The organism is Janthinobacterium sp. GW822-FHT07H10, assembly GCF_058798675.1.
In genome coordinates this window covers 136077-156814 of record NZ_JBXAKS010000011.1, presented here as the reverse complement: position 1 = coordinate 156814, position 20738 = coordinate 136077, and the positions used below count along the sequence as shown (strand labels likewise).

Sequence of the window (20738 nt, the reverse complement as noted above, 5' to 3'; positions counted from 1 at the left end):
GGGGACCAGGTGAAGCAACTTCACCCAATAGAAATGCCGGGGTCGGCCCCTGAGGGTCCGCCCCCCGGTACCTGCATTGGGGGTGTCAATCAAGCCGCTTCCGCCTTCTTGCGCGCCGGACGGCGCGCCGGCGTCTTGCGCGGCGCCTTGGCCGGCTTGTCTTCGGCCACGGGCGCGATTTCCACCGGTGCCGCTTCGACAAGCACTGGCGCTGCCTCGACCACGGCGTCTACCGCCTTCTTGGCCGGCTTTTTCGCCGCTGCCGCCTTGCGGGCCGGCGTGCGCGGCTTGGCCTTCGGCTTCGCTTCGGCTACCGCTTCCACGACCAGCTCAGGCTCAGGCACTGGCGCAGGCACGGCTTCCGGCACGGGCGCTGCCTCGACAACGTCGGCGCGCGCTTCGCGGGCGCCATCGCCATTCTTGCGACCGCCGCGGCCATTGCGGCGCGCACCGCGCTTGGCATTGCCTTCGTCGGCCGCCGCTTCGACTGCAGCTTCGGCCACTTCATGCACCACGTCCGGCTGCGGTGCCGGCGCATACTGTTCCACGACGACCGCTTCGGCGTCGGCCACGGGCACGAAGGCCTGTGGCGCGGCTTCGCCGCGGCGATGTTCGTTCTGCTTGCGGCCGCCACGGCCATTGCGGCGCGAATCACGGCGGCTGCCGCCCTCGCGGCTGCCCTCTTCCGTCACGGCCGTCTCGCCGGCGACGGCGGCGTCGCTGCCCGTCTCCGCGCTGAGCGGCGCCGCTACCGGCACCAGGCCGCTGCTGCGGTAGACATAGGCGCCCGATTTCTCGTCGCGGCCGAACTCCAGCAAGCCGCGCGTCTGCGCTTCTTCCAGCAGGTTGCCGAAGGTGCGGAAGCCGTAATACGACTCGCTGAAGTCGGGTTTGCGGCGCTTGATCGCCTCTTTCAGCATCGAGGCCCAGATCTTGCCGCTGTCGCCGCGCTCGGAGACGAGCGCGTCGAAGGTCTCGACGGCCATCTCGATCGCTTCCGTCTTGCGCGACTCGTATTTTTCCTTGCGGCGCACTTCCTCGTCCGGCGAGCGCTTGGCGGCCGGCGTTTCGCGCGCGTCGCGCTTGGCGGCCGTGCGGCGGCTTTCGCGCACCAGGTCGTCGTAGAAAATGAATTCGTCGCAGTTGGCCACCAGCAAGTCGGAAGTCGACTGCTTGACGCCCACGCCGATCACCTGCTTGGCGTTTTCGCGCAGCTTCGACACCAGCGGCGAAAAATCGGAATCGCCGCTGATGATGACGAAGGTGTTGACGTGGGCCTTGGTGTAGCACAGGTCCAGCGCATCGACCACCAGGCGGATGTCGGCCGAATTCTTGCCGGACTGGCGCACATGGGGAATTTCGATCAGCTCGAAGTTCGCTTCGTGCATGGTGCCCTTGAAGCTTTTATAGCGGTCCCAGTCGCAATACGCCTTCTTGACGACGATGCTACCCTTGAGCAACAAGCGTTCCAGGATCGGTTTGATATCGAATTTTTCGTAATTTGCATCTCGCACGCCGAGCGCGACGTTCTCGAAGTCGCAAAACACGGCCATGCTGAGGTTTTCTGGGGATGACGCCATAAGGGTGAATTCTCGCTTGATGATAAGGGCGGACGGGAAGCGCAACGCCTCCCTTTTCGCCTAGTATATTCGCCCGCCGCCCGTTTCGGCGACAACTATCGTGCGCGCCCGCCTATTCCGCGCCGCCGGCGGCGCCCGCGCCACTACGGTTTCCCGTCCAGACGACGCTTTCATCGACCGAATACAGCTGGCACGGCGCACTGCTGCGCTGCTGGCACGACGCCAGCGCGCGCACATCGGGACTTTCGCCCTCCGCCGCCCAGCCCCAGGCACCGCTGGCAGAGACGGCAAAGGCGCGCGGCGCCGTGTTGTCGAGGAAGTCGCGGTAGGCGGCGCGGCCCGGCTCGGCCAGGTAGGGCACGGCGGCGATATCATCGAACGGCGCGAAATGCGTCTCGCAAGGCGGCGGCGGATCGGCCACGGCGTACACCTGCCGCACCGGCATGCCGATCTTTTGCAGGAAGCGCAGGGTGGCCGGCAGCCACACGGCCACGCCATCGCGGCTGCCCAGGGTCAGGTGGGCATCGCGCTTGAACGGCCCATACGCGACCAGTTCCCCCTTGCCGCCCGAACCGCGATACGAGTTGAACAGGCGCCGCGCCAACGCCGGCCCGAAATAGGAGTCATTCGCGCCGTACAGCCACAGGCTGGGAATGCGGCTGTAGGCACCCAGCGTGGCAAAGGCCCTGGCCAGCGCCGAAGGCCAGTCGCAGCCGGGCGCATCGACGCGCAGGCCGCCGGCAAAATTGAGCACGCCGCGCACGCCGGGCAGCGCCCGCGTCGCCAGCGCCAGCGCCGCCATGCCGCCATACGACTGGCCGGCCACGACGATGCGCGCGGGGTCGACCCAGCTCTGGCGGCGCGCATAGGCCAGCGCGTCGAGCGCGTCGAGCGCCTGGCCCTGGGCATTGGCCAGCATGTCGCAGCCGGCATCGCGGTACGCACCCGTGGACTGCGCATACCCGGCGCGCATGGGCAGCATGACGGCATAGCCGCGGCGCACGAATTCCGTGGCCATGTAAATGAAGCGCTCGCGCTGCTGCAGCCGCGCCGGCCCCGCCGACTTGCCATGATTCATCAGCAACAGGGGAAACGGGCCGGGACCGGACGGGCGGAACAGCGTCGTTTGCAGCGCCTCGCGCCTGCCGTCGCCGGCCGGCACCAGGATGACCTGCTCGTTCAAGCGGGCGTCGAGCGGCAATGGCAGTGTGGAAGCCTGGGCGTGCAGGGACAGGCAAGACAAGCCGAGCAGCAAACTCGGGAGCAAGTGGCGGACAGGGCGGGAAATGACGCACTCCATGGATGACTACCCGGCCAGTCTAGGCAGCGCCATGCCACAGAACAAGATCAAAAAGTTACGTCAGATAACTATTTTTCGCCGGAATCAACCCGCCGGCGAATTGTTGCCTTGCGCCAACCATTTTTACCCGATACGGGAGTAAACTGGCGGTATTCTGAAGGAGTCGCCATGTCCATATCCGCCCTCACCACCGGCACCTCGGGGCTGACCGCCAACCAGCGCGCGCTGGACGTGGCTGCCCATAATGTCGCGAATGCGAATACGCCAGGCTTCCAGCCGCAGGAAGCCCGCTTCCAGGAAGCCAGCCCGGCCGGCACGGGCGTCACCCTCTCCGTCGAGGGGCGCAAGCTGGCCGCCGGCGAAAGCGTCAGCGGCGCCAATGCCAACGCGGCCAAGGCTGCGGAAAGCCGGCCGAACGGTGTCGGCCTGGCATCCGAACTGACGGATAACCTCGTCTACAAGGCCGGTTTCAATCTATCGGCGAATGTCGTCAAGGCGGCCGACCAGGCGCTGGGCAGCCTGATCAACGTCAAGACGTAGATACTGCGACTATCGGCAAGATAGTCTGGTTTTTCATTTCCAGCGCCAGCGGCGCCATGGCCGGCGCAATCAGCGCCAGCAGGCGCTCGGCGGGAATGCCGTCGCGCGCCTGCACCGACAAGCCATGCAGCAGCGCCGCATAATAATCGCCCAGCGCCTGCACGTCCGCCTCCTCTTTCAATTCCCCCGCCAGCTGCGCCGCGCGCAAGCGCTCGATGACGGCTTGCGTGCGCGCGCGGCGGTGCTGCGCCAGCCAGTCGGCGATGCCGGCGTTGTCCGCGCTGGTGTTGGTGGCGGCCGTCACCACCATGCAGCCTTGCGGCTGGCCGCTGCGCGTATATAGCAGCACCGCTTCTTCCAGCATGCGCGCCACCGCGTCGCGCACGTTCAGGCTGGCGGCCAGGGCGTGCACGGCAAACGCGCCCTCGCCTGTTTCATACAGCTCCACGGCTTCGCGGAACAGCTGCTCCTTCGAGCCGAACGCCGCATAGATGCGCGCCGAGGCGATGCCCAGCGCCGCCACCAGGTCGGCCATCGACACGCCTTCGTAACCGCGCGTCCAGAACGCGTCGCGCGCTTTTTCCAGCGCCAGCGCGCGGTCAAATTCCCTCGGTCTTCCTGCCATCTTGATCCTCTGCTTGCGAAGTGGCGGCCAGTATAACGCCTGGGGCGCGTACCGCGTTCCCGATTTATTTTGCATGACGGCCTTGACCGCGCGGAAAATTTCGCCTATTCTTTGTCGATCGACAAACAATAGGAGCCGATATGAAAACCATCCAAGGACCAAGCCTGCACCTGGCACAATTCGCCGCCGATACGGCGCCCTTCAACACCCTGCCCGCCATCGCCGAGTGGGCGGCCGGCATGGGCTTCAAGGCCCTGCAGATTCCCGCCTGGGATGCGCGCCTGTTCGACGTGGCGCAGGCCGCCCACAGCCAGCAATACTGCGACGACCTCGTTGCCATGCTGGCCAGCCATGGCCTCGTCATCAGCGAACTGACGACGCACATCCTCGGCCAGCTGGTGGCCGTGCACCCGGCCTACGACGCGCTGTGCGACAGCTTTGCGCCGGCACACCTGCACGGCCAGCCGGCAGCGCGCACCGAGTGGGCCATCGAACAGGTCAAGCTGGCGGCCATGGCCTCGAAGCGCCTGGGCCTGACGGACATGGGCACGTTTTCCGGCTCGTTCGCCTGGCCCTACCTGTTCCCGTTCCCGCAGCGCCCGCCCGGCCTGATCGAGGCGGCCTTCGACGAGCTGGCGCGCCGCTGGCTGCCCATCCTCGACGTGTGCGAGGAACAGGGCATCAACCTGTGCTACGAAATCCACCCGAGCGAAGACCTGCATGACGGCATCAGCTTCGAGATGTTTTACGAGCGCGTGGGCCGCCACCCGCGCTGCAAGATGCTGTTCGACCCGAGCCACTTCGTGCTGCAGCAGCTGAACTACCTGGAATTCATCGACATCTACAAGGACCACATCCGCATGTTCCATGTGAAGGATGCTGAATTCAATCCGACAGGACGGCAAGGCATCTACGGCGGCTACCAGTCGTGGGAAAACCGCGCCGGGCGCTTCCGTTCGCTGGGCGACGGCCAGGTCGACTTCAAGGCCATTTTCTCGAAGATGGCGCAGAACGACTACGCGGGCTGGGCCACGCTGGAATGGGAATGCTGCCTGAAGGACCAGGAAGTGGGCGCGCGTGAAGGCGTGGCTTTCATCAACGCCCACATCATTCCCGTGACCGACAAGATCTTCGACGACTTCGCCGGCGCCCCCGTCAGCGCGCAACAGATCAATACCCTGCTGGGCATCCAGCACAACTAATCAACTGAATAAATACAAGGACTTGCCATGCATCAGAATGACAACAGCTACACCCACGACTACGTGCGCATCGACGGCCAGCGCCTGCATTGCGTCATCGCCGGCGAAGGAAAACCCGTGCTGCTGATCCCCGGCTGGCCGCAGACCTGGTACGCCTGGCGCCACGTGATGGCGGCCCTGGCGGCCCAGGGCTACCAGGCGATCGCCATCGACCCGCCAGGCAGCGGCCACTCCGACCGCCCGGCCGGCGGCTACGACACGGGCGCCGTGGCGGCCACCCTGCACCGCGCCATGCTGGCCCTGGGCCATGCCCAGTACGACGTGGTCGGCCACGACATCGGCATGTGGGTCGGCTATGCGCTGGCCAGCGATTTCCCGCAGGCCGTGACGAAACTGGCGCTGACGGAAGCCGTGATTCCCGGCCTGGCGCCGGCGCCGCCCATCTTCGTGGCGCCGTCCGACAACATCTTCCTGTGGCACTTCATGTTCAACCAGGTGCTGGACTTGCCGGAGATGCTCACGGCCGGCAAGGAGCGCGAATACATCCGCTTCATCCTGGACCGCTGGTCATACCGCCGCGACAAGGTGGCCGTCGACGTGTATGCGGACGCCTACGCCACGCCAGGCGCGCTGCGCTCCGGCTTCGCCTATTACCGGGCGATCCCGGAAACCATCCGGCAAAACCTGGTGCGGGCGAAAACGAGCCTGTCCATGCCCGTGCTGGCCATCGGTGCCGACCACGCCACCAACGACGCGCCGCTGCTGACCATGCAGGGCAAGGCGAAAATTCTGCAAGGCGCCATCGTCGCCGAGTGCGGCCACTTCATCATGGAAGAACAGCCGGAAGCGTTCATCGCCCACCTGCTGCCCTTCCTGGCCGGAGAGCCTGCATGAGCCTCGATCCACGCATAGCGGCCTTCCTGGCGCAGGCGAACGGTGCGCCGCAGCCCGCCGCGCTGGCGGACCTGCGGGCGGCCACGGAAACGGGCTTGCGCCAGCTGCACGGACCGCTGGAAGAGGTGGCGTCCGTCAAGGACTACATCGTGCCCGGCGAACACGCACTGGCCGTGCGCGCCTACGTACCTGCCGGCGCGGACACAGGCAAGCCCCTGCCGGCCATCGTCTTCGCGCATGGCGGCGGCTGGTGTCTGTGCTCGCTGGACCTGTACGACAATCCGTGCCGCGCGCTGGCCAATGCCACCGGCTGCGTGATTTTTTCCGTCGATTACCGGCTGGCGCCCGAGCACAAGTTCCCCGTGCCGCTCGATGACTTTTACCGTGCCCTGTGCTGGGTGGCGGACAAGGCGCAGGCGCTGGGCATCGACGCGAAGCGGCTGGCCGTGGGCGGCGACAGCGCGGGCGGCAATCTGGCGGCGGCCGCCGCCCTGATGGCGCGCGACCAGGCCGGACCTGCCCTGGCGCACCAGCTGCTGCTGTACCCGGCGCTCGACTTCGCCTTCGACACGGCCTCGTACCAGCGCTATGCGGAAGGCCATTCGCTGACGCGGGACGCCATGCGCTTCTGCTGGTCGGCCTACCTGAACGACCCGGCCGAAGGCACGAACCCATATGCGGCGCCACTGCGGGCTGGCTCGCTGAAGGACTTGCCGCCGGCGACCGTGCTGGTATGCGAATACGACCCGCTGCATGACGAGGGCGAGACGTATGCGCGGCGCTTGCGCGATGACGGCGTGGCAGCCGCGTGCGTGCAGCTCGACGGCATGATCCATGCGTCCATCCACATGCTGGGCTTGACGCCGGCGGCGCGGGGATTGTTCGATGTAGCGGGCCCGGCCATACGAACGGCGCTGGCGGCATAAAAAAACGCGCCGTGGACAGTTCCACGGCGCGTTTTTTCTTCACCAGGTGGACATCACTCCACCAGCTTGCGCACCTCGATGCCGTTCAGCCATTTCACGTGGCGGGGCCCCGTACGGATGTCTTGCGCAGAAATCAGGGCGATCTCGCCATCGTTGTCGTCGAGGGCCTTGCCGTTTTTCTCGTAATAGACGATGACGCCCTCGCCGGCCGGCGCGTTATACAGCTCGCCCCACGAGAACACCACCGCGTAGCCATCGGTGGCCGTGGCGATGATGGCAAGCTTCTTGACGTCGTTGTGGCCGGGCGCATCGAGCACGGCCTTGTCGAGGATATCGCGCAGGCGCACGCCACGATAGCCGGTGATGGTTTCGGCCTTCTCGCCATTGTGGCGCGTGACGGCGATTTCACCGCCATTGGCCGGCGGCAGCTGGCGCAGGTCCCCCACCTTCAGGTTCAATGGCGTTTCCACCATGCCCGTCACGGCCAGCGCGTGGCTCATATTGTCGCGCGCTGGCGCCGGGTCCGCCCACGCGGGCGCCGCCGCCAGCAGCGCCGCCGAAGTGCAGGCAGCGAGTATTTTCTTCAACATGCCGTATCCTTTCATGGAACATTCAAAACATCAGAACTGGACCTGCGCATTGGCCAGCAACGTGCGGCCCGCGCTGGGAAAACCGTCGGACAGCGCGTAATTGCGGTCGCCCAGGTTCGCCACGCCCGCTTCCAGGCTCAAGGCCGGCATGGGGCGGTACACGGCCTTCAGGTTGACGGTGGTAAAACCGCCGAGTTCGAGTGTGTTCGAGACCCAGCGGCCGCTGTTTGATTCAGCGATCGCCACCACGTCGACCTGGCGCGCCGCGTGCAGCACGGCGTGCGCCGTCAGCTTGTGGCGCGGCACGTCCGTGAGGCGGATGGCGCGATCGCTGACGTTCTTCATGTCCGTGTACGTGTAGTTGCCGCCGAAGTCCAGCCAGGCGCCGGCGCGGCCGCGCAAGCCCAGTTCCACGCCGCTGATATGCGCCCTGCCCGCGTTCTGCATCTGCGCGCGCACGCCCGCCACATTCGCCACGCTCTGGATCTTGTCCTTCACGTCGCTGTAGAACAGGGCGGCGTCAAACGCCAGCCCGCGCACGCTTGCCTGGTAGCCCAGCTCATAGTTCAGCGCTTCTTCCGCGCGCAAGGCCGGGTTTTCGATATACGTGCCCAGGCGTTGCGAGTAGCGGTCCTTCAGGGTCGGCAGGCGCGACTTGCGCGCCACCGTGGCGTACACCTTCGCCTCGGAACTCATGTTGTGGAACAGGCCCGCCTGCAGGTCGGTCGCCGCCTGATTGCCCGGCAAGGTGTAGGCATTGCCGGCGCTGTAGACCGTATCGGGGCGCAGCTCGTTGCGCGACACGCCCAGCGACAGTGCCGTCGCCGCATTCAGGGCGATGCTGTCTTCCGCGCCCAGGGTCCACAGGGCATCCTTGTACCAGGTGGTGCGCACGCCCTTGCCATCGCGTTCCTGGTGCTCGTCCGCCTTGTAGCTGGCGACAAAGCGCAGGCTGTGCGCGGCCAGGCGGAACGATTCGAGTTCCACCGCGCCGCCATTCGTACGGTCGTTGTAGATGCTGCGCCCGCCGCTGACGCTGCCCTGGCCGCTGGTCTTCAACGTCGTGTAGCTGCCGTTCGTGTATGAGGTGATCTCATTGTCGTAGCTGTCGTGATACAGGCGCAATTTGAGGCGTTCGGCGTCGCCCAGGCGCGTCTGCGACACGAAATACACGCTTTCCTTGTTCCAGTACGGCCATTGCCAGTAGCGCGCGCCGACGGGGTTGGTCGATGGCGGCTGGCCCTTTTCGCCATGCTGCTTGTAGTAGCTGAGCGCATATTCGTCGCCCGCCTGCGCGCCGCCCGGCGTCAGCCCCACCTTGAACGACAGTTTATGATCCTTGCGGTAGGAATTGTTGCGCGTGCCGCCGTCTTCCGTGGCCGTGGGGCGGAAATCGGACGACATGGGAAAGCCGTCGCTGTCGATATACGACACGCCGGCCTGCAGATACCACAGGCCCTGGTTGGTGCCGACGTTGGCCGACATCTGGCGCTCGCTGCCCGAGCCAAAACCGATGGAGGCATCGCCCTCCATCCGGGCCGTGGGCTTGCGCGACACCAGGTTGATGGCGCCGCCCAGGGTGTTGGCGCCATACGCCACGGAGCTGTAACCCTTGGCCACCTGGATGGCGGCCAGGTCGCTGGTCGTGAAGCGGTTGAAATCGACATAGCCGTCGTACGGCACGTAGACGGGAATGCCGTCGATGTACAGCGGCACCTGGCGCGCGTCGAAGCCGCGGATGGCGACGGTTTTCTCATTGCGCGAATTGGTCGACAGCGACACGCCCGACAGCAGGTTCAAGGCATCGCCCACGTTGTCGCGGTTAAAGCGGCGCATCTCGGCGCGGCTCACCTGCGATCCCACCTGCTGTGCGCTGAGTTCATCGCGCTGGCCCACCACCGTCACCGTGCCCAGCACGAATGGCGCCGCCGCCTCGTCCTTGACCACCGCTTGCTGCGCCTGCGCCATCTGTGCCAGCGCCAGCGCTACGGCACCCGTCATTAGCTGTTTCAACATCGTTTATTCTTCCATCTTTTCGTTATATATCGTCTTATATAGCGATATGCAAAAAAGCAGCCGCCCACAGGCAGCCGTCATCCCACAGCGCAATATACAGACGTATATAGCGATGCTCAAGCGACAAGACGGAAAACCCCTGCGCAGGTCAATTTTTCCCGCAATTTTCATGCAGCGCAGCATTTCGCTGTGCAAACGAATGTTTCACAAAACGATTGACACGTCCGTTTCAGCTAGGCAAACTGGTTTCCAGGGAGCCTGAAAAATGACCGCAAACATGAGCAATACGCCAGCCGCAACGGATCCGGAACTCATCGTCTTCAGCGACGAAGAGGAAGGCAAGGACCGCCAGTTCGTCAACGCGCTGGCGCGGGGCCTGGAAGTGCTGCGCTGCTTCCGCCCCGGCGAAGTGTTCCTGTCGAACGCGGACATGGCCAAGCGCACGGCCATCCCGAAACCGACGATCTCGCGCCTGACCTACACGCTCACCAAGCTGGGCTACCTCAATTACTCGGACAGCCTGGGCAAATACCAGCTGGGCGCCGGCGTGCTGGCCCTCGGCTACCGCATGCTGTCGAACCTCGACGTGCGCAAGATGGCGCGTCCGCTGATGGAAGAACTGGCCGAACATGCGCAAGCCTCCGTTTCGCTGGGCACGCGCGACCGCCTCAGCATGGTGTATGTGGAAACCTGCCGCAGCAGCGCCAACGTCACCCTGCGCCTCGATGTCGGTTCGCGCATTCCGCTGATGACGACAGCCATGGGCAAGGCGCTGCTGTGCATCCTGCCGCAGGCCGAACGCGACTACCTGATGGACCACGCCAGGGCGCACGAGACGGAACGCTGGCCGCGCATCAAGGCAGGCATCGAACAGGGCTTCAAGGATTACCAGGACCGGGGCTTTTGCATCTCGGCCGGCGAATGGCAGAACGACGTGCACGCCGTGGGCGTACCCATGCTGGGCGCTGACGGCGAACAGGTGATGGCCTTCAATTGCGGCGGCCCCGCCTTCCTGCTGTCGCGCGAAAAACTCGAATCCGACCTGGGACCGCGCCTGGTGGCCCTCGTCAAAACAGTGGAAAAAAACCTGGGCCGCGGTTAGACTGCGCGCCCCTCTCAATGACAGCTCCGACAACCGCGCCGAGGACCCCGATGATACGCGAAGAAGAAACCCTGAACATCCTGCTCGACAGCATCGCCCGCTTCGTGCGCGAAGTGCTGGTGCCCAACGAGGCGCTGGTGGCCGAAACGGATACGATACCGCCCGCCATCGTGGCGCAGATGCGCGAACTGGGCCTGTTCGGCCTGTCGATCCCGGAAGCCTATGGCGGCCTGGAACTGAGCATGGAAGAGGAAGTGCGCGTGGCCTTCGAGATCGCCCGCACCTCGCCGGCCTTCCGTTCGCTGATCGGCACGAACAACGGCATCGGTTCGCAAGGCATCGTGATCGACGGCACGGAGGCGCAGAAACAGCATTACCTGCCCAAGCTGGCGGCCGGCGAGATCATCGGCTCGTTCGCGCTGACGGAAGCGGGGTCCGGTTCCGATGCGGCTTCGCTGCGCACGACGGCCGTGCGCGATGGCGACCATTACATCCTCAACGGCAGCAAGCGCTATATCACCAACGCCCCCGAGGCGAGCATCTTTACCGTGATGGCGCGCACGGACCCCGTCAAGCGCGGCGCCTCGGCCATTTCCGCCTTCATCGTGGAAAAGGACACGCCGGGCCTCTCGCTGGGCAAGATCGACAGGAAAATGGGCCAGCAAGGCGCGCATACCTGCGACGTCATCTTTGAAAACTGCCGCGTGCCGGCCGCGAATCTCATCGGCGGCAAGGAAGGCGTGGGCTTCAAGACGGCCATGAAAGTGCTCGACAAGGGCCGTTTGCACATCGCCGCCGTCTGCGTGGGCGCGGCCGAACGCATGCTGGCCGACGCCCTGGCCTATGCGATGGAACGCCAGCAGTTCGGCCAGCCCATCGCCGAATTCCAGCTGATCCAGGCCATGCTGGCCGACAGCAAGGCCGAGATTTACGCGGCGCGCAGCATGGTGCTCGACGCCGCGCGCCGGCGCGACAACAGGGAAGACATTTCGACGGAAGCGTCATGCTGCAAGCTGTTCGCCTCCGAAATGTGCGGCCGCGTGGCCGACCGCTCCGTGCAGATCCACGGCGGCGCGGGCTACATCAGCGAATACGCGGCCGAGCGCTTCTACCGCGACGTGCGCCTGTTCCGCATCTACGAAGGCACGACGCAGATCCAGCAGATCGTCATCGCCCGCAACATGATCAAGGCAGCGCAAAAGTAATGGAGACCGCGATGGACATTCCCGCACTGCTGGCCGGCTTGCCGGCGCGCCTGTCGGCCATCCCCGCATATTGGGCCGACCGCACGCCCGACGCGCCGGCGCTGCACGAAGGCGGCCGGCAATGGAGCTACGCCCAGCTGCGGCACGGCGTGGACAACGCCGCGCAGCTGCTGCGCGAGCTCGGCGTGCGCCCCGGCGACCGCCTGATGGTGGTGGGCGAGAACTGCGCGCTGCAGGTGGCGCTGATCTTCGCTTGCGCCAGCATCGACGCGTGGATCGTCAACGTCAATGCCCGGCTGTCGGCGCGCGAGATCGACAGCATCGCCGGCCACTGCACGGCGCGCAGGATGCTGTTCCTGGCCGGCGCCTCGCCGGAAGCGGCCGCGCATGCGGCGCGCCACGGCGCCAGCACTGTCACGGTCGACGCCATGGGCGAGCTGCTGGCGGGCGGACTGAATGAAGCCAGCATTGCCGAAGCCTGCGTGCCCGGCAACGGGCAAGTGGCGGCGCTGATCTATACCACGGGCACAACGGGCCAGGCCAAGGGCGTGATGCTGACGCACCGCAACCTGCTGTTCATCGCCGCCGTCTCCAGCACCCTGCGCGGCCTGACCAGCTCCGACCGCGCGTATGGCGTGCTGCCCATCTCGCACGTGTATGGCTTGGCCTCGGTGGCCCTGGGCACCCTGTATGCGGGCGCCGCGCTATACCTGGTGCCGCGCTTTTCCGTCGACGGCCTGCTCTCGGCCCTGAAGGACGACGCACTGACCATCGTGCAGGGCGTGCCGGCCATGTACGCGAAACTGCTGCAAACCCTGGGCGGCCCCGACACCCCGCTGCCCACGCGGCTGCGCTTTGCCTATGCGGGCGGCTCGCCGCTGGCGCCGTCGCTCAAGCGCGACGTGGAAAAACTGCTGGGCACCGCGCTGCACAATGGCTACGGCATGACGGAAAGCTCGCCCACCATCAGCCAGACGCGCCTGGAGTCGCCGCGCCCCGACGATTCCGTCGGCACGCCGATACCGGGCGTGGAAGTGCGCGTGGTCAGCTTCGAGGGCGTCGACATGGCGCCGGGCGAGGCAGGCGAACTGTGGATGCGCGGACCGAACGTCATGGCCGGCTACTACCGCGAGCCGGCCATGACGGCGGCCGCCATGCGCGACGGCGGCTGGCTCAATACGGGCGACATGGCGCGCCAGGAAGCGGACGGCGCGCTGTTCATCGTCGGGCGCACCAAGGAACTGATCATCCGCTCCGGCTTCAATGTCTATCCGCTGGAAGTGGAAACGGCCCTGAACGCCCATCCGTCCGTGATCCAGTCGGCCGTGGTGGGACGCACCCTGGACGACGGCAACGAGGACGTCGTCGCCTATGTCGAGCTGGATTCGCGCCAGAGCACCACGGCGGCCGAGCTGCAGGCCTGGCTGGCGCAGACGCTGTCGCCGTACAAGTGCCCGTCCGCCATCATCGTCATGGAAGCCTTGCCGGCCGCCGCCACGGGCAAGATTTTGAAGGGCCAGTTGCGGCAGATGGCGCAAGATAGGCAGTGAATTCGAGTTGTTAGCAAGAGACCCGACAATAAAACCCAGGCGGGTAGTGTTGCCGGCGCCGATCCTGGCGCCGGCAAGCCAAGTCACATCACCGGAGGAGACACGATGAAACGCACATACACACGCATCGCCATGGCAGCGCTGGTTGCCAGCGCCTGGCTGTCGCAGGCCAGCGCCGACGAATTCCTGGTCGGCGCGGAAATTCCCCTGACGGGCAACCTGGCGCGCGTCGGCGCCGGCATGCAGGAAGGCATCATGGTCGCGGCCGAAGTATTCAACAAGACCAACGGCAAGCACAAGGTCAAGATCGTCACCGTCGACGACGAATCGGCGCCGGCCAAGGCCATCGCCGCCGTGGAAAAGCTGGCCAGCCAGGGCGTCGTGGCCATCACGGGCGGCTACGGCTCGAACAATATCTCGCCCGCCTCGGATACGGCCAACAAGCTGGGGCTCGTCTACATCACCTCGGGCGGCGTCGACGACAGCCTGGTGGCCAGCGGACGCAAGAATTTTTTCCGCATCAATAACACGGCCGGCTACGAAAAAGCCATGCTGGGCATGCTTGCCGACGTGGGCGCGAAATCCGTCTCCATCGTGTATTCGACCAAGGACGCCACCACGGGCCTGGCGAAGGACGTGGAAAAGGCGCTGGCCGCCAGGGGCGTGAAAGTGACGACGCACTCGTTCGACCCGGCCATCACGGACTTCAAGCCCATCATCAACAAGATCAAGCTGCAAGACAAATCGGAAGTGGTGGCCATGGTCGGCTATGAAAACGATTATGTGGGCATCATCCGCGCCGCGCGCGTGCTGAAACCGAAGATCAAGGCCATGGTGGGCGTCTGGTCGCTGGCCACGCCGAAGATGGCAGCCGACTTCCCCGACCTGATGCCGAACGTCTTCGGCACGGCCCTGCTGCCCTTCCCCACGGAATTCAAGACGGCCGACGGCAAGGCGTTCAGCGACGCCTACAAGCAGCTGTACAAGAAGGAGCCGGACTACCTGGGCCAGTTCGGCTACGTGCAGTCGATGCTGCTGTTCGAAGCGATCGCGCGCGCGGCCGACAAGGGCACCATCAAGAAAGGCGGCGTGGCCGAGGAAATGCGCAAGACGGACCGCGAAACCCTGATCGGCCGGGTGCAGTTCGCCGCCAACGGCGACAACCAGAACTTCGTGCACCGCATGGCGCAGCACCAGGACAAGAAAGTGGTGATCGTCTGGCCGAAGGAGCACGCCACGGGCAAGCTGGCCTACCCGGCCGTGCCCTGGTAAGCGGCAGCCTCCCGCTGCACACGCGCGTGCCCTTCCGGGCGCGCACCGATGAACGGCGGTCCTGCACTGCATGCACGCTGCGTACATGCTGCGCCAGGCCGCCTGACGGGATGACGACATGACTGAATTAATCTTGCAAGCCCTGTATTCGGGCTTGCTGCAGGGCGGCTCCTACGCCCTGATCGCACTGGGACTGGCGCTGGTCTTCGGCACCATGAAAGTGATCAACCTGGCGCACGGCGAACTGGTGCTGCTGGCCGCCTACATCGCCTACAGCGTGGAGTCGGGCCTGGGCCTGGGCCCCATGTTCGCCATTCCCATCGCGCTGGTGATCGTCAGCCTGACGTCCGTCGGCGTCTACCTGATCGTCAGCCGCATCAAGAAGGACCGCGAAATCAATTCGCTGATCCTGACCTACGGCATCGGCGTCATCCTCACCAATTTCATCCTGCTGGTATGGAAGGCCGACATCCGCTCCACCTCGTCGAGCTGGCTGCAGGAAGGCATCGAGATCGGCCCCTTCTTCAGCATGCGCAGCGAACTGATTTTCTTCGGCGTCAGCCTGGTGCTGATGGCGGCCCTGTGGCGCTGGCTGGCCACCAGCTGGTATGGCCGCGCCGTGCGCGCCGTCTCCAGCAACCGCGACGCGGCCAAGCTGATGGGCATCGACCCGGGCCGCACGGAGCTGGTCTCTTTTCTGGTCGCAGGCATCCTGGCCGCCTTCGCGGGCGTGGCCCTGTTCAGCTATGGCGTGATCCAGCCGGCATACGGCGGCGCGCTGACGGTGAAAGCCTTCATCATCACGGTACTGGCCGGCATCGGCTCGATACCGGGCGTGCTGATCGCCGCCGTGCTGCTGGGCGTGGCCGAAGCGCTGACCGTCACCCTGGCCAGCTCCGCGCTGCAGGAATTGTCGGGCATGGTGCTGTTCCTGCTGGTGCTGTTCATCATGCCGAACGGCTTGTTCGGCGCACAACGGAGGCGCGGATGAAGCGTTCAACACTGATGGCCACGGCGGCCCTGCTGCTGGCCGCCTATGTCGCCGTGCCGCTGCTCCTGGGCGCCAACCAGTATGTGATGAGCATGGTGGTGGCGGCCCTGATCATCGGCGGCGTGGCCATGTCCTGGGCCCTGCTGGGCAACCTGGGTGGCATGGTCAGCTTCGGCCACGCGGCATTCTTCGGCGTGGGCGCGTATGTCTCCGCGCTGGCCACCGTGAAACTGGGCTTGCCCGTGTTTGCCGCCATGCTGCTGGGCGGCGCGGGCGCGGCCATCGCCGCCATCATCATGCTGCCAGTGCTGCGCCTGCGCGGGCCGTATTTTGCGCTGGCCATCCTCGCCTACGCCCACATCTTCCGCATCCTGGCCACGGAATGGAGTTCCGTCACGGGCGGCGCCGGCGGCATCAACAACATTCCCACCCTGCCCACCGTCTTCGGCTTCGACCTGGCCAGCAAGACGGGCGCCTACCTGGTGGTGCTGACCCTGGTGGTGTGCTGCGCCATCGCCTACAGCCGCATCCGCGCCAGCCACTACGGCATCGCCCTGCGCGCCATGCACGACAGCGAAGACGCCACGCGCGTCGTCGGCGTCAACAGCACCCTGTTGAAAGGCATGATGCTGCTGGTATCGGCCTTCATGGCGGGCCTGTTCGGCGCCTTCAACGCCCACTACATCAACTTCCTCGAGCCCGACTACGCCTTCAACAGCCTGTGGGTCACCCTGCCCATCGTGGCGGCCATCTTCGGCGGCTACCGCACCATCCTCGGCCCCGTGCTGGGCGCCGTCGTCGTGTACCTGGTGGACCAGCTCATTTTCAAGTCGCTGATCCCCACCGGGCACCAGCTGGTGCTCGGCGTGCTGCTGGTGGCGATGATCGTCTTCAGCCCGAACGGCCTGCTGCCGCTGCTGCAAAAATGGCTGAAAAACGCGTTCAAGGCGAAGGAGAAAACACATGCTTGAACTCGATAATGTGTCCGTGCGCTTCGGCGGCCTGACGGCCGTAGACAGCGTCACGCTGAAGGTGGGCAGCCACGACGTGATCGGCCTGGTCGGCGCCAACGGCGCCGGCAAGACCACCCTGTTCAATGCCATTTCCGGCCTCGTGCGCCCCACCAGCGGCCATATCCGCTTCGAGGGGCGCGACATCATGGCCACGCCCATGTACCAGCGCGCGCGCCTGGGCCTGGGCCGCACCTTCCAGATCCCGCAACCGATGCATGAACTGACGGTGCGCGAAAACCTCATCGTGGCGCAGCGCTTCGGCACGGGCAAGGTGGACATGCGCCAGATCGACGAAATCCTCGATTTTACTAGCCTGGCGGGCAAGGCCGGTCGCGACGCGGCCAGCGAACTGGCGCTGACGGAGCTCAAGGCGCTGGAAGTGGCCAAGGCGCTGGCGACGAATCCGAAGCTGCTGCTGCTCGACGAAGTGCTGGCCGGGCTGGAAACGAACGGCAAGCGCCGCTTCATGGGCATGCTGAAGGACTTGCACGCGCAGTTTGGCGTCGGCATCGTCATGATCGAGCACGATATCGAAACCATCAGCAATCTGTGCCAGCGCGTGGCCGTGCTCAATTTCGGCCAGCTGATCGCCGACGGCACGCCGGACGCCGTCTTCCGCGACCCCGCCGTCGTCGAAAGCTACACGGGAGCAGTTCATGCTTGAAACGACGCTGAAGATAGAGAACCTGCGCGCCGGCTATGGCGCCATCAATGTGCTGTGGGATGTCTCCCTGGACATCCAGAAGGGCAAGCTGACCACCATCATCGGCCCGAACGGGGCCGGCAAGACCACCCTGCTGCGCGCCATCATGGGCCTGCTGCCGGTGGGCGCCGGCCGCATCGCGCTCGACGGCGTGGCCATCAACGGCACGCCGACGTGGAAGATGAGCGATGCCAGGGTCACCATGATCCCCGAGGGCCGCATGACGTTTCGCGACATGAGCGTGGAAGAAAACCTGATCATGGGCGCCTTCCCGAAGGAGCACCGCAGCCACATGCCGGCGCGCCTGGCCGAAGCCTACGCCATGTTCCCGCGCCTGCACGAGCGGCGCCGGCAGCTGGCAGGCTCGCTGTCGGGCGGCGAGGCGCAGATGCTGGCGATGGCGCGCGGGCTGATGTCGGACCCGTCGCTGCTGATCATCGACGAGCCGTCGCTGGGCCTGGCGCCGCTGGTGGTCAACGAGCTGTTCGAGATCCTCGCGCGCCTGAACGACGGCCGTCGCACCATCATCCTCGTCGAGCAGAATACGGCGCGCGCCGTGGGCGTGGCCGACCACGTCTACCTGATGCAAAGCGGGAAAGTGGCGCTGTCGCAGGCGGCGTCCGAGGTCGATCTCGAGCACCTGCATGCGCTCTACTTTGCGCGCTAGTCGCCGGAAAACACCAGCCCCTGCATCCTGGCCACGCAGTCCAGGTTCAGGGGCGCGCGCGGGTCGCGCAGGAAGGCCAGCGTCAGCTGCCCGCCGCAGCGGTTGAATATGGCGCCATGCGCCTGTCCCGGAATCTGCACGAAGCGCGCATTGGGCATCGTGCGCAGCAGGCGCCGTCCCCACGCGGGCGGCGTCACTGGATCGAATTCGCCGGCCAGGATCAGCACCGGCACCTCGCTGTTCACGGCATCGTTTGCCTGCGCCGCGGCCGCTGCGACGCGCCAGGCGCCGCACATGTCGGGCGTCGCCGTGCGGCTATCCACGCCGCCCAGCCCCAGGGCCGGCGATACCTGCGCGGCCATGCGCCCGGGCTGTTCAAACGGCATTTCCTCGCCACACCAGATCGACAGGCGCAGCCCCCAGTTGAAGCTGGAAGGCGCGCTGCGCAGCAATGGCAGCAGGCCTAGCGGGCGGCCTTGCGACGCTTCGCCGATCAGGCGAGGCAAGGTGGGGATCAGCGCCGGCTGCTGCAACCCCTCGGCCAGGGCATGGACGATGTCGCGCCGGCGCAGCACGCGCCCCGGCGCCGCGATGCCGTCGCGGTCGGCGCGCGCAAGCAGCGCCAGCAGGCGTCCGCGCAGGTCCGGGTAGCGCGCGTCGCACGCGGGCTCCGTCGCGCAGCCGTCGAGGACCAGGTCGATGGCGCGCTGCAGCGGCGCCGCGGCCATTTCATCGTAGTTGATGTCGGCCGGCAGCACGGAGTCGAGCACCACGCTGCGCACGCCCTCGGGATGGCGCGCCAGCACCGCCTGGGCCAGGCGCGTGCCGTACGAAAAGCCGATCAAATTCCACTGTGCGATGCCGAGCAGGCGGCGCAGGTCGTCGAGGTCGTCCGCCGATTCCGCCGAGGTGTAGCCATCGAGGTCGATGCCGGAGGCCGCCAGGACGGCGCGGCAGCGCTCGACCGCCTGCGTCTGCGCGGCAGGCGCCGCATCCGCCGCCCGTAGCGCGTTCAATTCGGGACAGGCCAATGAAGGCTGGGCGAACTTGTTGCCGCGTCCTTCGAGCAGTATCTGGTCGCGTTCCAGCAAAAACGGATTGCCCTTGCCGCTGGTGCGCCCGTCGATGCTGCTCAGGCCTGGCCCGCCGGGCAGATACACGACGGGATCGGCTGCGGGCGCGGCCGCACTGCTACGGAAAATCATGACGGGCAAGGCGATGGCGCGGCTATCGGCCTTGCCCCGGTGCTCGGGCACGCTCAGCATGCCGCACTCTATCTTCTCGCCCGGCAGCACCGGCACCGCGCAGGCGGAGGGCGTAAAGGCAGGTTTGACGGGCAGTGTGTCCGGCGCGGCGGCGCAGAGCTGTGTCGCAGTCAAAAAACACGCGGCAGCCAGCATGGCATGGCGAGATTGGAGCAAGGAACCTCCTCGGTAGCATGAGCATACGGTCGGCATCAATAGCGGCTTGCGGACGCTTGAAGCCATTCAGTTAGTTGCTACATTACTACATAATTCCGGCCCGCGGCCATCAATCCTCGTCGTCGGCCAGTTTGTCGAACACCTGCAGGTCACTCTTGCCGAGTCCGGCCGTCACGAAAGGATCGTCGGCAGGAAAGCGGCCGGTATCGACCAGCATGCGCAGCTTGCTCAAGCGGTCGCCCCGCGCCAGCGCCTGCGCCTGCGGATCGGCATCGGCCTGCCCGATCGCGCGGGTCACGGACCCGGGAAACTCCCATAATTCGGCGATCCGCACCGACAAGATACGCGCTTGCGCAAATACCTGGGCAATGAAGGCATCCGATTGCGGGAAGGCATCGGGCGCATGCATCTGGTCGATCAGCCGGAACGCCACCACCAGGCCGACATTCGACATCAGTCCCGCGAGATAGGCATCGAAGGCGTTTGCCTGCAGTGCCGGCGCGACCAGGTTGGCCGCCAGCGCGCATTTCTCGGACTGGCGCCAGATCAGCGGCGCCGTGCGTATGGTCAGCCCGCCGCTTTGCATGCTGACGATGGGACGGAAGGCGACGCGGGCGAGCAGCATGCGCATGCCGTTTTGCCCCAGCAGCATGATGGCGCCCTCCATGTTGTTGATCGACGGGCTGGCGTTGTAGCGCGAGTGGTAGCAGGGCCGGTTCGCTTCGCGGTAGACCTCGGCAACGAGCACCACGTCCTGGGCCAGCTGGCGCGACAGCTGGGCCGCGCTCATGTTCTCCTCTTGCAAGGTACGCATCAACTGCGGAATGATGGCCGGAATGCGCGGCACCAGGGCAGCGCCCGCGATCGGTTCACGGGCCAGGCGCGTCAATTCGTCCAGAATCTGCTGTTCCGCCTGCTTTGGCGCCTGCGCCGAACCCGCGGCAGCCAGCCAGCGGTAATAGATGGCGTCGATTTCGCTGATGCTGGCTGGCTGCCGTGCCATCTCGGGCGCCGCCGCTGCCGCGACTGGCGCAGGCTTGTTTTTTTCGTCGCCGCCGTTCAGTAATTTTCCTATCCAACCCATTTTGCTATCCACACCCTATATGCATCACTATCGCGACATCCGCCCGCGATTTTACTT

19 protein-coding genes are annotated in these 20738 nt (G+C 65.7%); 12 read left to right on the top strand and 7 right to left on the bottom strand.

The window, feature by feature from the left end; all coding sequences use genetic code 11:
- Positions 1 to 89: 89 nt before the first annotated feature.
- Both AC1RDJ_RS22555 and AC1RDJ_RS22550 read right to left on the bottom strand, forming a co-directional pair.
- A complete protein-coding gene (locus tag AC1RDJ_RS22555; RefSeq protein ID WP_083411894.1) occupies positions 90 to 1580 on the bottom strand; it encodes an NYN domain-containing protein in 1491 nt (496 codons plus the stop codon).
- A 112-nt stretch (positions 1581 to 1692) separates the two neighbouring features.
- A complete protein-coding gene (locus tag AC1RDJ_RS22550; RefSeq protein ID WP_493028766.1) occupies positions 1693 to 2847 on the bottom strand; it encodes a dienelactone hydrolase family protein in 1155 nt (384 codons plus the stop codon).
- A gap of 201 nt (positions 2848 to 3048) precedes the next feature.
- Between AC1RDJ_RS22550 and AC1RDJ_RS22545 the strand changes: the two genes are divergently transcribed.
- Positions 3049 to 3420 carry a flagellar basal body protein gene (locus tag AC1RDJ_RS22545; RefSeq protein ID WP_493028765.1) on the top strand — a complete coding sequence of 124 codons (372 nt, stop codon included), beginning with the start codon at positions 3049 to 3051 and terminating at the stop codon, positions 3418 to 3420.
- Here the strand turns inward: AC1RDJ_RS22545 and AC1RDJ_RS22540 are convergent.
- Entirely contained in the window at positions 3410 to 4045 is a 636-nt protein-coding gene (locus AC1RDJ_RS22540) for a TetR/AcrR family transcriptional regulator (RefSeq protein ID WP_289888836.1), read from the bottom strand. The two genes, AC1RDJ_RS22545 and AC1RDJ_RS22540, sit on opposite strands and share 11 nt — an antisense overlap.
- Positions 4046 to 4185: 140 nt before the next feature.
- On the opposite strand from AC1RDJ_RS22540, the gene AC1RDJ_RS22535 reads away from it, so the two are divergent.
- Genes AC1RDJ_RS22535 through AC1RDJ_RS22525 form a run of 3 tightly spaced genes read left to right on the top strand, consistent with a single transcriptional unit; the run spans position 4186 to position 7067 of the window.
- A complete protein-coding gene (locus AC1RDJ_RS22535; RefSeq protein ID WP_493028764.1) occupies positions 4186 to 5247 on the top strand; it encodes a sugar phosphate isomerase/epimerase family protein in 1062 nt (353 codons plus the stop codon).
- Positions 5248 to 5274: 27 nt separating this feature from the next.
- Positions 5275 to 6141, top strand: coding sequence for an alpha/beta fold hydrolase (locus AC1RDJ_RS22530; RefSeq protein ID WP_071324244.1), 867 nt, complete (start codon positions 5275 to 5277; stop codon positions 6139 to 6141).
- Positions 6138 to 7067: an alpha/beta hydrolase gene (locus AC1RDJ_RS22525; RefSeq protein ID WP_493028763.1), complete on the top strand. Its 930-nt coding sequence runs from the start codon at positions 6138 to 6140 to the stop codon at positions 7065 to 7067. The genes AC1RDJ_RS22530 and AC1RDJ_RS22525 overlap by 4 nt, the downstream gene beginning before the upstream one ends.
- Positions 7068 to 7120: 53 nt before the next feature.
- Here the strand turns inward: AC1RDJ_RS22525 and AC1RDJ_RS22520 are convergent, their stop codons facing one another.
- Entirely contained in the window at positions 7121 to 7657 is a 537-nt protein-coding gene (locus AC1RDJ_RS22520; protein ID WP_289888838.1) for a molybdopterin-dependent oxidoreductase, read from the bottom strand.
- A 30-nt stretch (positions 7658 to 7687) separates the two neighbouring features.
- Positions 7688 to 9673: a TonB-dependent receptor plug domain-containing protein gene (locus AC1RDJ_RS22515; protein ID WP_493028762.1), complete on the bottom strand. Its 1986-nt coding sequence runs from the start codon at positions 9671 to 9673 to the stop codon at positions 7688 to 7690.
- 277 nt (positions 9674 to 9950) lie between these two features.
- On the opposite strand from AC1RDJ_RS22515, the gene AC1RDJ_RS22510 reads away from it, so the two are divergent.
- From AC1RDJ_RS22510 to AC1RDJ_RS22475, 8 genes are all read left to right on the top strand, one after another.
- The gene (locus AC1RDJ_RS22510; protein ID WP_493028761.1) at positions 9951 to 10775 is read left to right on the top strand and encodes an IclR family transcriptional regulator; all 825 of its coding nucleotides are present in this window, start codon (positions 9951 to 9953) and stop codon (positions 10773 to 10775) included.
- A gap of 50 nt (positions 10776 to 10825) precedes the next feature.
- Positions 10826 to 11980 (top strand): acyl-CoA dehydrogenase family protein, encoded by a 1155-nt coding sequence (locus tag AC1RDJ_RS22505; RefSeq protein WP_493028760.1) that lies wholly within the window; start codon positions 10826 to 10828, stop codon positions 11978 to 11980.
- Positions 11981 to 11991: 11 nt separating this feature from the next.
- On the top strand, positions 11992 to 13530 hold the full coding sequence (locus tag AC1RDJ_RS22500; RefSeq protein WP_493028759.1) for a class I adenylate-forming enzyme family protein: 1539 nt from the start codon (positions 11992 to 11994) through the stop codon (positions 13528 to 13530).
- A gap of 105 nt (positions 13531 to 13635) precedes the next feature.
- A complete protein-coding gene (locus AC1RDJ_RS22495; protein ID WP_071324249.1) occupies positions 13636 to 14802 on the top strand; it encodes an ABC transporter substrate-binding protein in 1167 nt (388 codons plus the stop codon).
- A 118-nt stretch (positions 14803 to 14920) separates the two neighbouring features.
- Positions 14921 to 15793, top strand: coding sequence for a branched-chain amino acid ABC transporter permease (locus AC1RDJ_RS22490; protein WP_493028758.1), 873 nt, complete (start codon positions 14921 to 14923; stop codon positions 15791 to 15793).
- Complete coding sequence (locus tag AC1RDJ_RS22485) at positions 15790 to 16764, top strand: branched-chain amino acid ABC transporter permease (protein WP_493028757.1); 975 nt, start codon at positions 15790 to 15792, stop codon at positions 16762 to 16764. Before AC1RDJ_RS22490 ends, AC1RDJ_RS22485 begins: the two co-directional genes overlap by 4 nt.
- Positions 16757 to 17470: an ABC transporter ATP-binding protein gene (locus AC1RDJ_RS22480; protein ID WP_493028756.1), complete on the top strand. Its 714-nt coding sequence runs from the start codon at positions 16757 to 16759 to the stop codon at positions 17468 to 17470. The genes AC1RDJ_RS22485 and AC1RDJ_RS22480 overlap by 8 nt, the downstream gene beginning before the upstream one ends.
- The gene (locus AC1RDJ_RS22475; RefSeq protein ID WP_071324253.1) at positions 17463 to 18176 is read left to right on the top strand and encodes an ABC transporter ATP-binding protein; all 714 of its coding nucleotides are present in this window, start codon (positions 17463 to 17465) and stop codon (positions 18174 to 18176) included. Before AC1RDJ_RS22480 ends, AC1RDJ_RS22475 begins: the two co-directional genes overlap by 8 nt.
- On the opposite strand, the gene AC1RDJ_RS22470 is transcribed toward AC1RDJ_RS22475, so the two are convergent.
- Positions 18173 to 19441, bottom strand: a complete 1269-nt coding sequence (locus tag AC1RDJ_RS22470) for an alpha/beta fold hydrolase (RefSeq protein ID WP_493028755.1) — start codon at positions 19439 to 19441, stop codon at positions 18173 to 18175. The genes AC1RDJ_RS22475 and AC1RDJ_RS22470 overlap by 4 nt on opposite strands.
- Before the next feature lie 265 nt (positions 19442 to 19706).
- Positions 19707 to 20600, bottom strand: a complete 894-nt coding sequence (locus tag AC1RDJ_RS22465) for an HDOD domain-containing protein (RefSeq protein ID WP_493028754.1) — start codon at positions 20598 to 20600, stop codon at positions 19707 to 19709.
- Positions 20601 to 20738: the final 138 nt, after the last annotated feature.

Coding starts and splice junctions, on each gene's coding strand:
- AC1RDJ_RS22480 (WP_493028756.1), top strand. CDS start 16,757: ATGCTTGAACTCGATAATGTGTCCGTGCGCTTCGGCGGCCTGACGGCC.
- AC1RDJ_RS22555 (WP_083411894.1), bottom strand. CDS start 1,580: ATGGCGTCATCCCCAGAAAACCTCAGCATGGCCGTGTTTTGCGACTTC.
- AC1RDJ_RS22505 (WP_493028760.1), top strand. CDS start 10,826: ATGATACGCGAAGAAGAAACCCTGAACATCCTGCTCGACAGCATCGCC.
- AC1RDJ_RS22535 (WP_493028764.1), top strand. CDS start 4,186: ATGAAAACCATCCAAGGACCAAGCCTGCACCTGGCACAATTCGCCGCC.
- AC1RDJ_RS22515 (WP_493028762.1), bottom strand. CDS start 9,673: ATGTTGAAACAGCTAATGACGGGTGCCGTAGCGCTGGCGCTGGCACAG.
- AC1RDJ_RS22545 (WP_493028765.1), top strand. CDS start 3,049: ATGTCCATATCCGCCCTCACCACCGGCACCTCGGGGCTGACCGCCAAC.
- AC1RDJ_RS22530 (WP_071324244.1), top strand. CDS start 5,275: ATGCATCAGAATGACAACAGCTACACCCACGACTACGTGCGCATCGAC.
- AC1RDJ_RS22540 (WP_289888836.1), bottom strand. CDS start 4,045: ATGGCAGGAAGACCGAGGGAATTTGACCGCGCGCTGGCGCTGGAAAAA.
- AC1RDJ_RS22495 (WP_071324249.1), top strand. CDS start 13,636: ATGAAACGCACATACACACGCATCGCCATGGCAGCGCTGGTTGCCAGC.
- AC1RDJ_RS22465 (WP_493028754.1), bottom strand. CDS start 20,600: ATGGCACGGCAGCCAGCCAGCATCAGCGAAATCGACGCCATCTATTAC.
- AC1RDJ_RS22520 (WP_289888838.1), bottom strand. CDS start 7,657: ATGTTGAAGAAAATACTCGCTGCCTGCACTTCGGCGGCGCTGCTGGCG.
- AC1RDJ_RS22475 (WP_071324253.1), top strand. CDS start 17,463: ATGCTTGAAACGACGCTGAAGATAGAGAACCTGCGCGCCGGCTATGGC.
- AC1RDJ_RS22470 (WP_493028755.1), bottom strand. CDS start 19,441: ATGCTGAGCGTGCCCGAGCACCGGGGCAAGGCCGATAGCCGCGCCATC.
- AC1RDJ_RS22525 (WP_493028763.1), top strand. CDS start 6,138: ATGAGCCTCGATCCACGCATAGCGGCCTTCCTGGCGCAGGCGAACGGT.
- AC1RDJ_RS22490 (WP_493028758.1), top strand. CDS start 14,921: ATGACTGAATTAATCTTGCAAGCCCTGTATTCGGGCTTGCTGCAGGGC.
- AC1RDJ_RS22485 (WP_493028757.1), top strand. CDS start 15,790: ATGAAGCGTTCAACACTGATGGCCACGGCGGCCCTGCTGCTGGCCGCC.
- AC1RDJ_RS22500 (WP_493028759.1), top strand. CDS start 11,992: ATGGACATTCCCGCACTGCTGGCCGGCTTGCCGGCGCGCCTGTCGGCC.
- AC1RDJ_RS22510 (WP_493028761.1), top strand. CDS start 9,951: ATGAGCAATACGCCAGCCGCAACGGATCCGGAACTCATCGTCTTCAGC.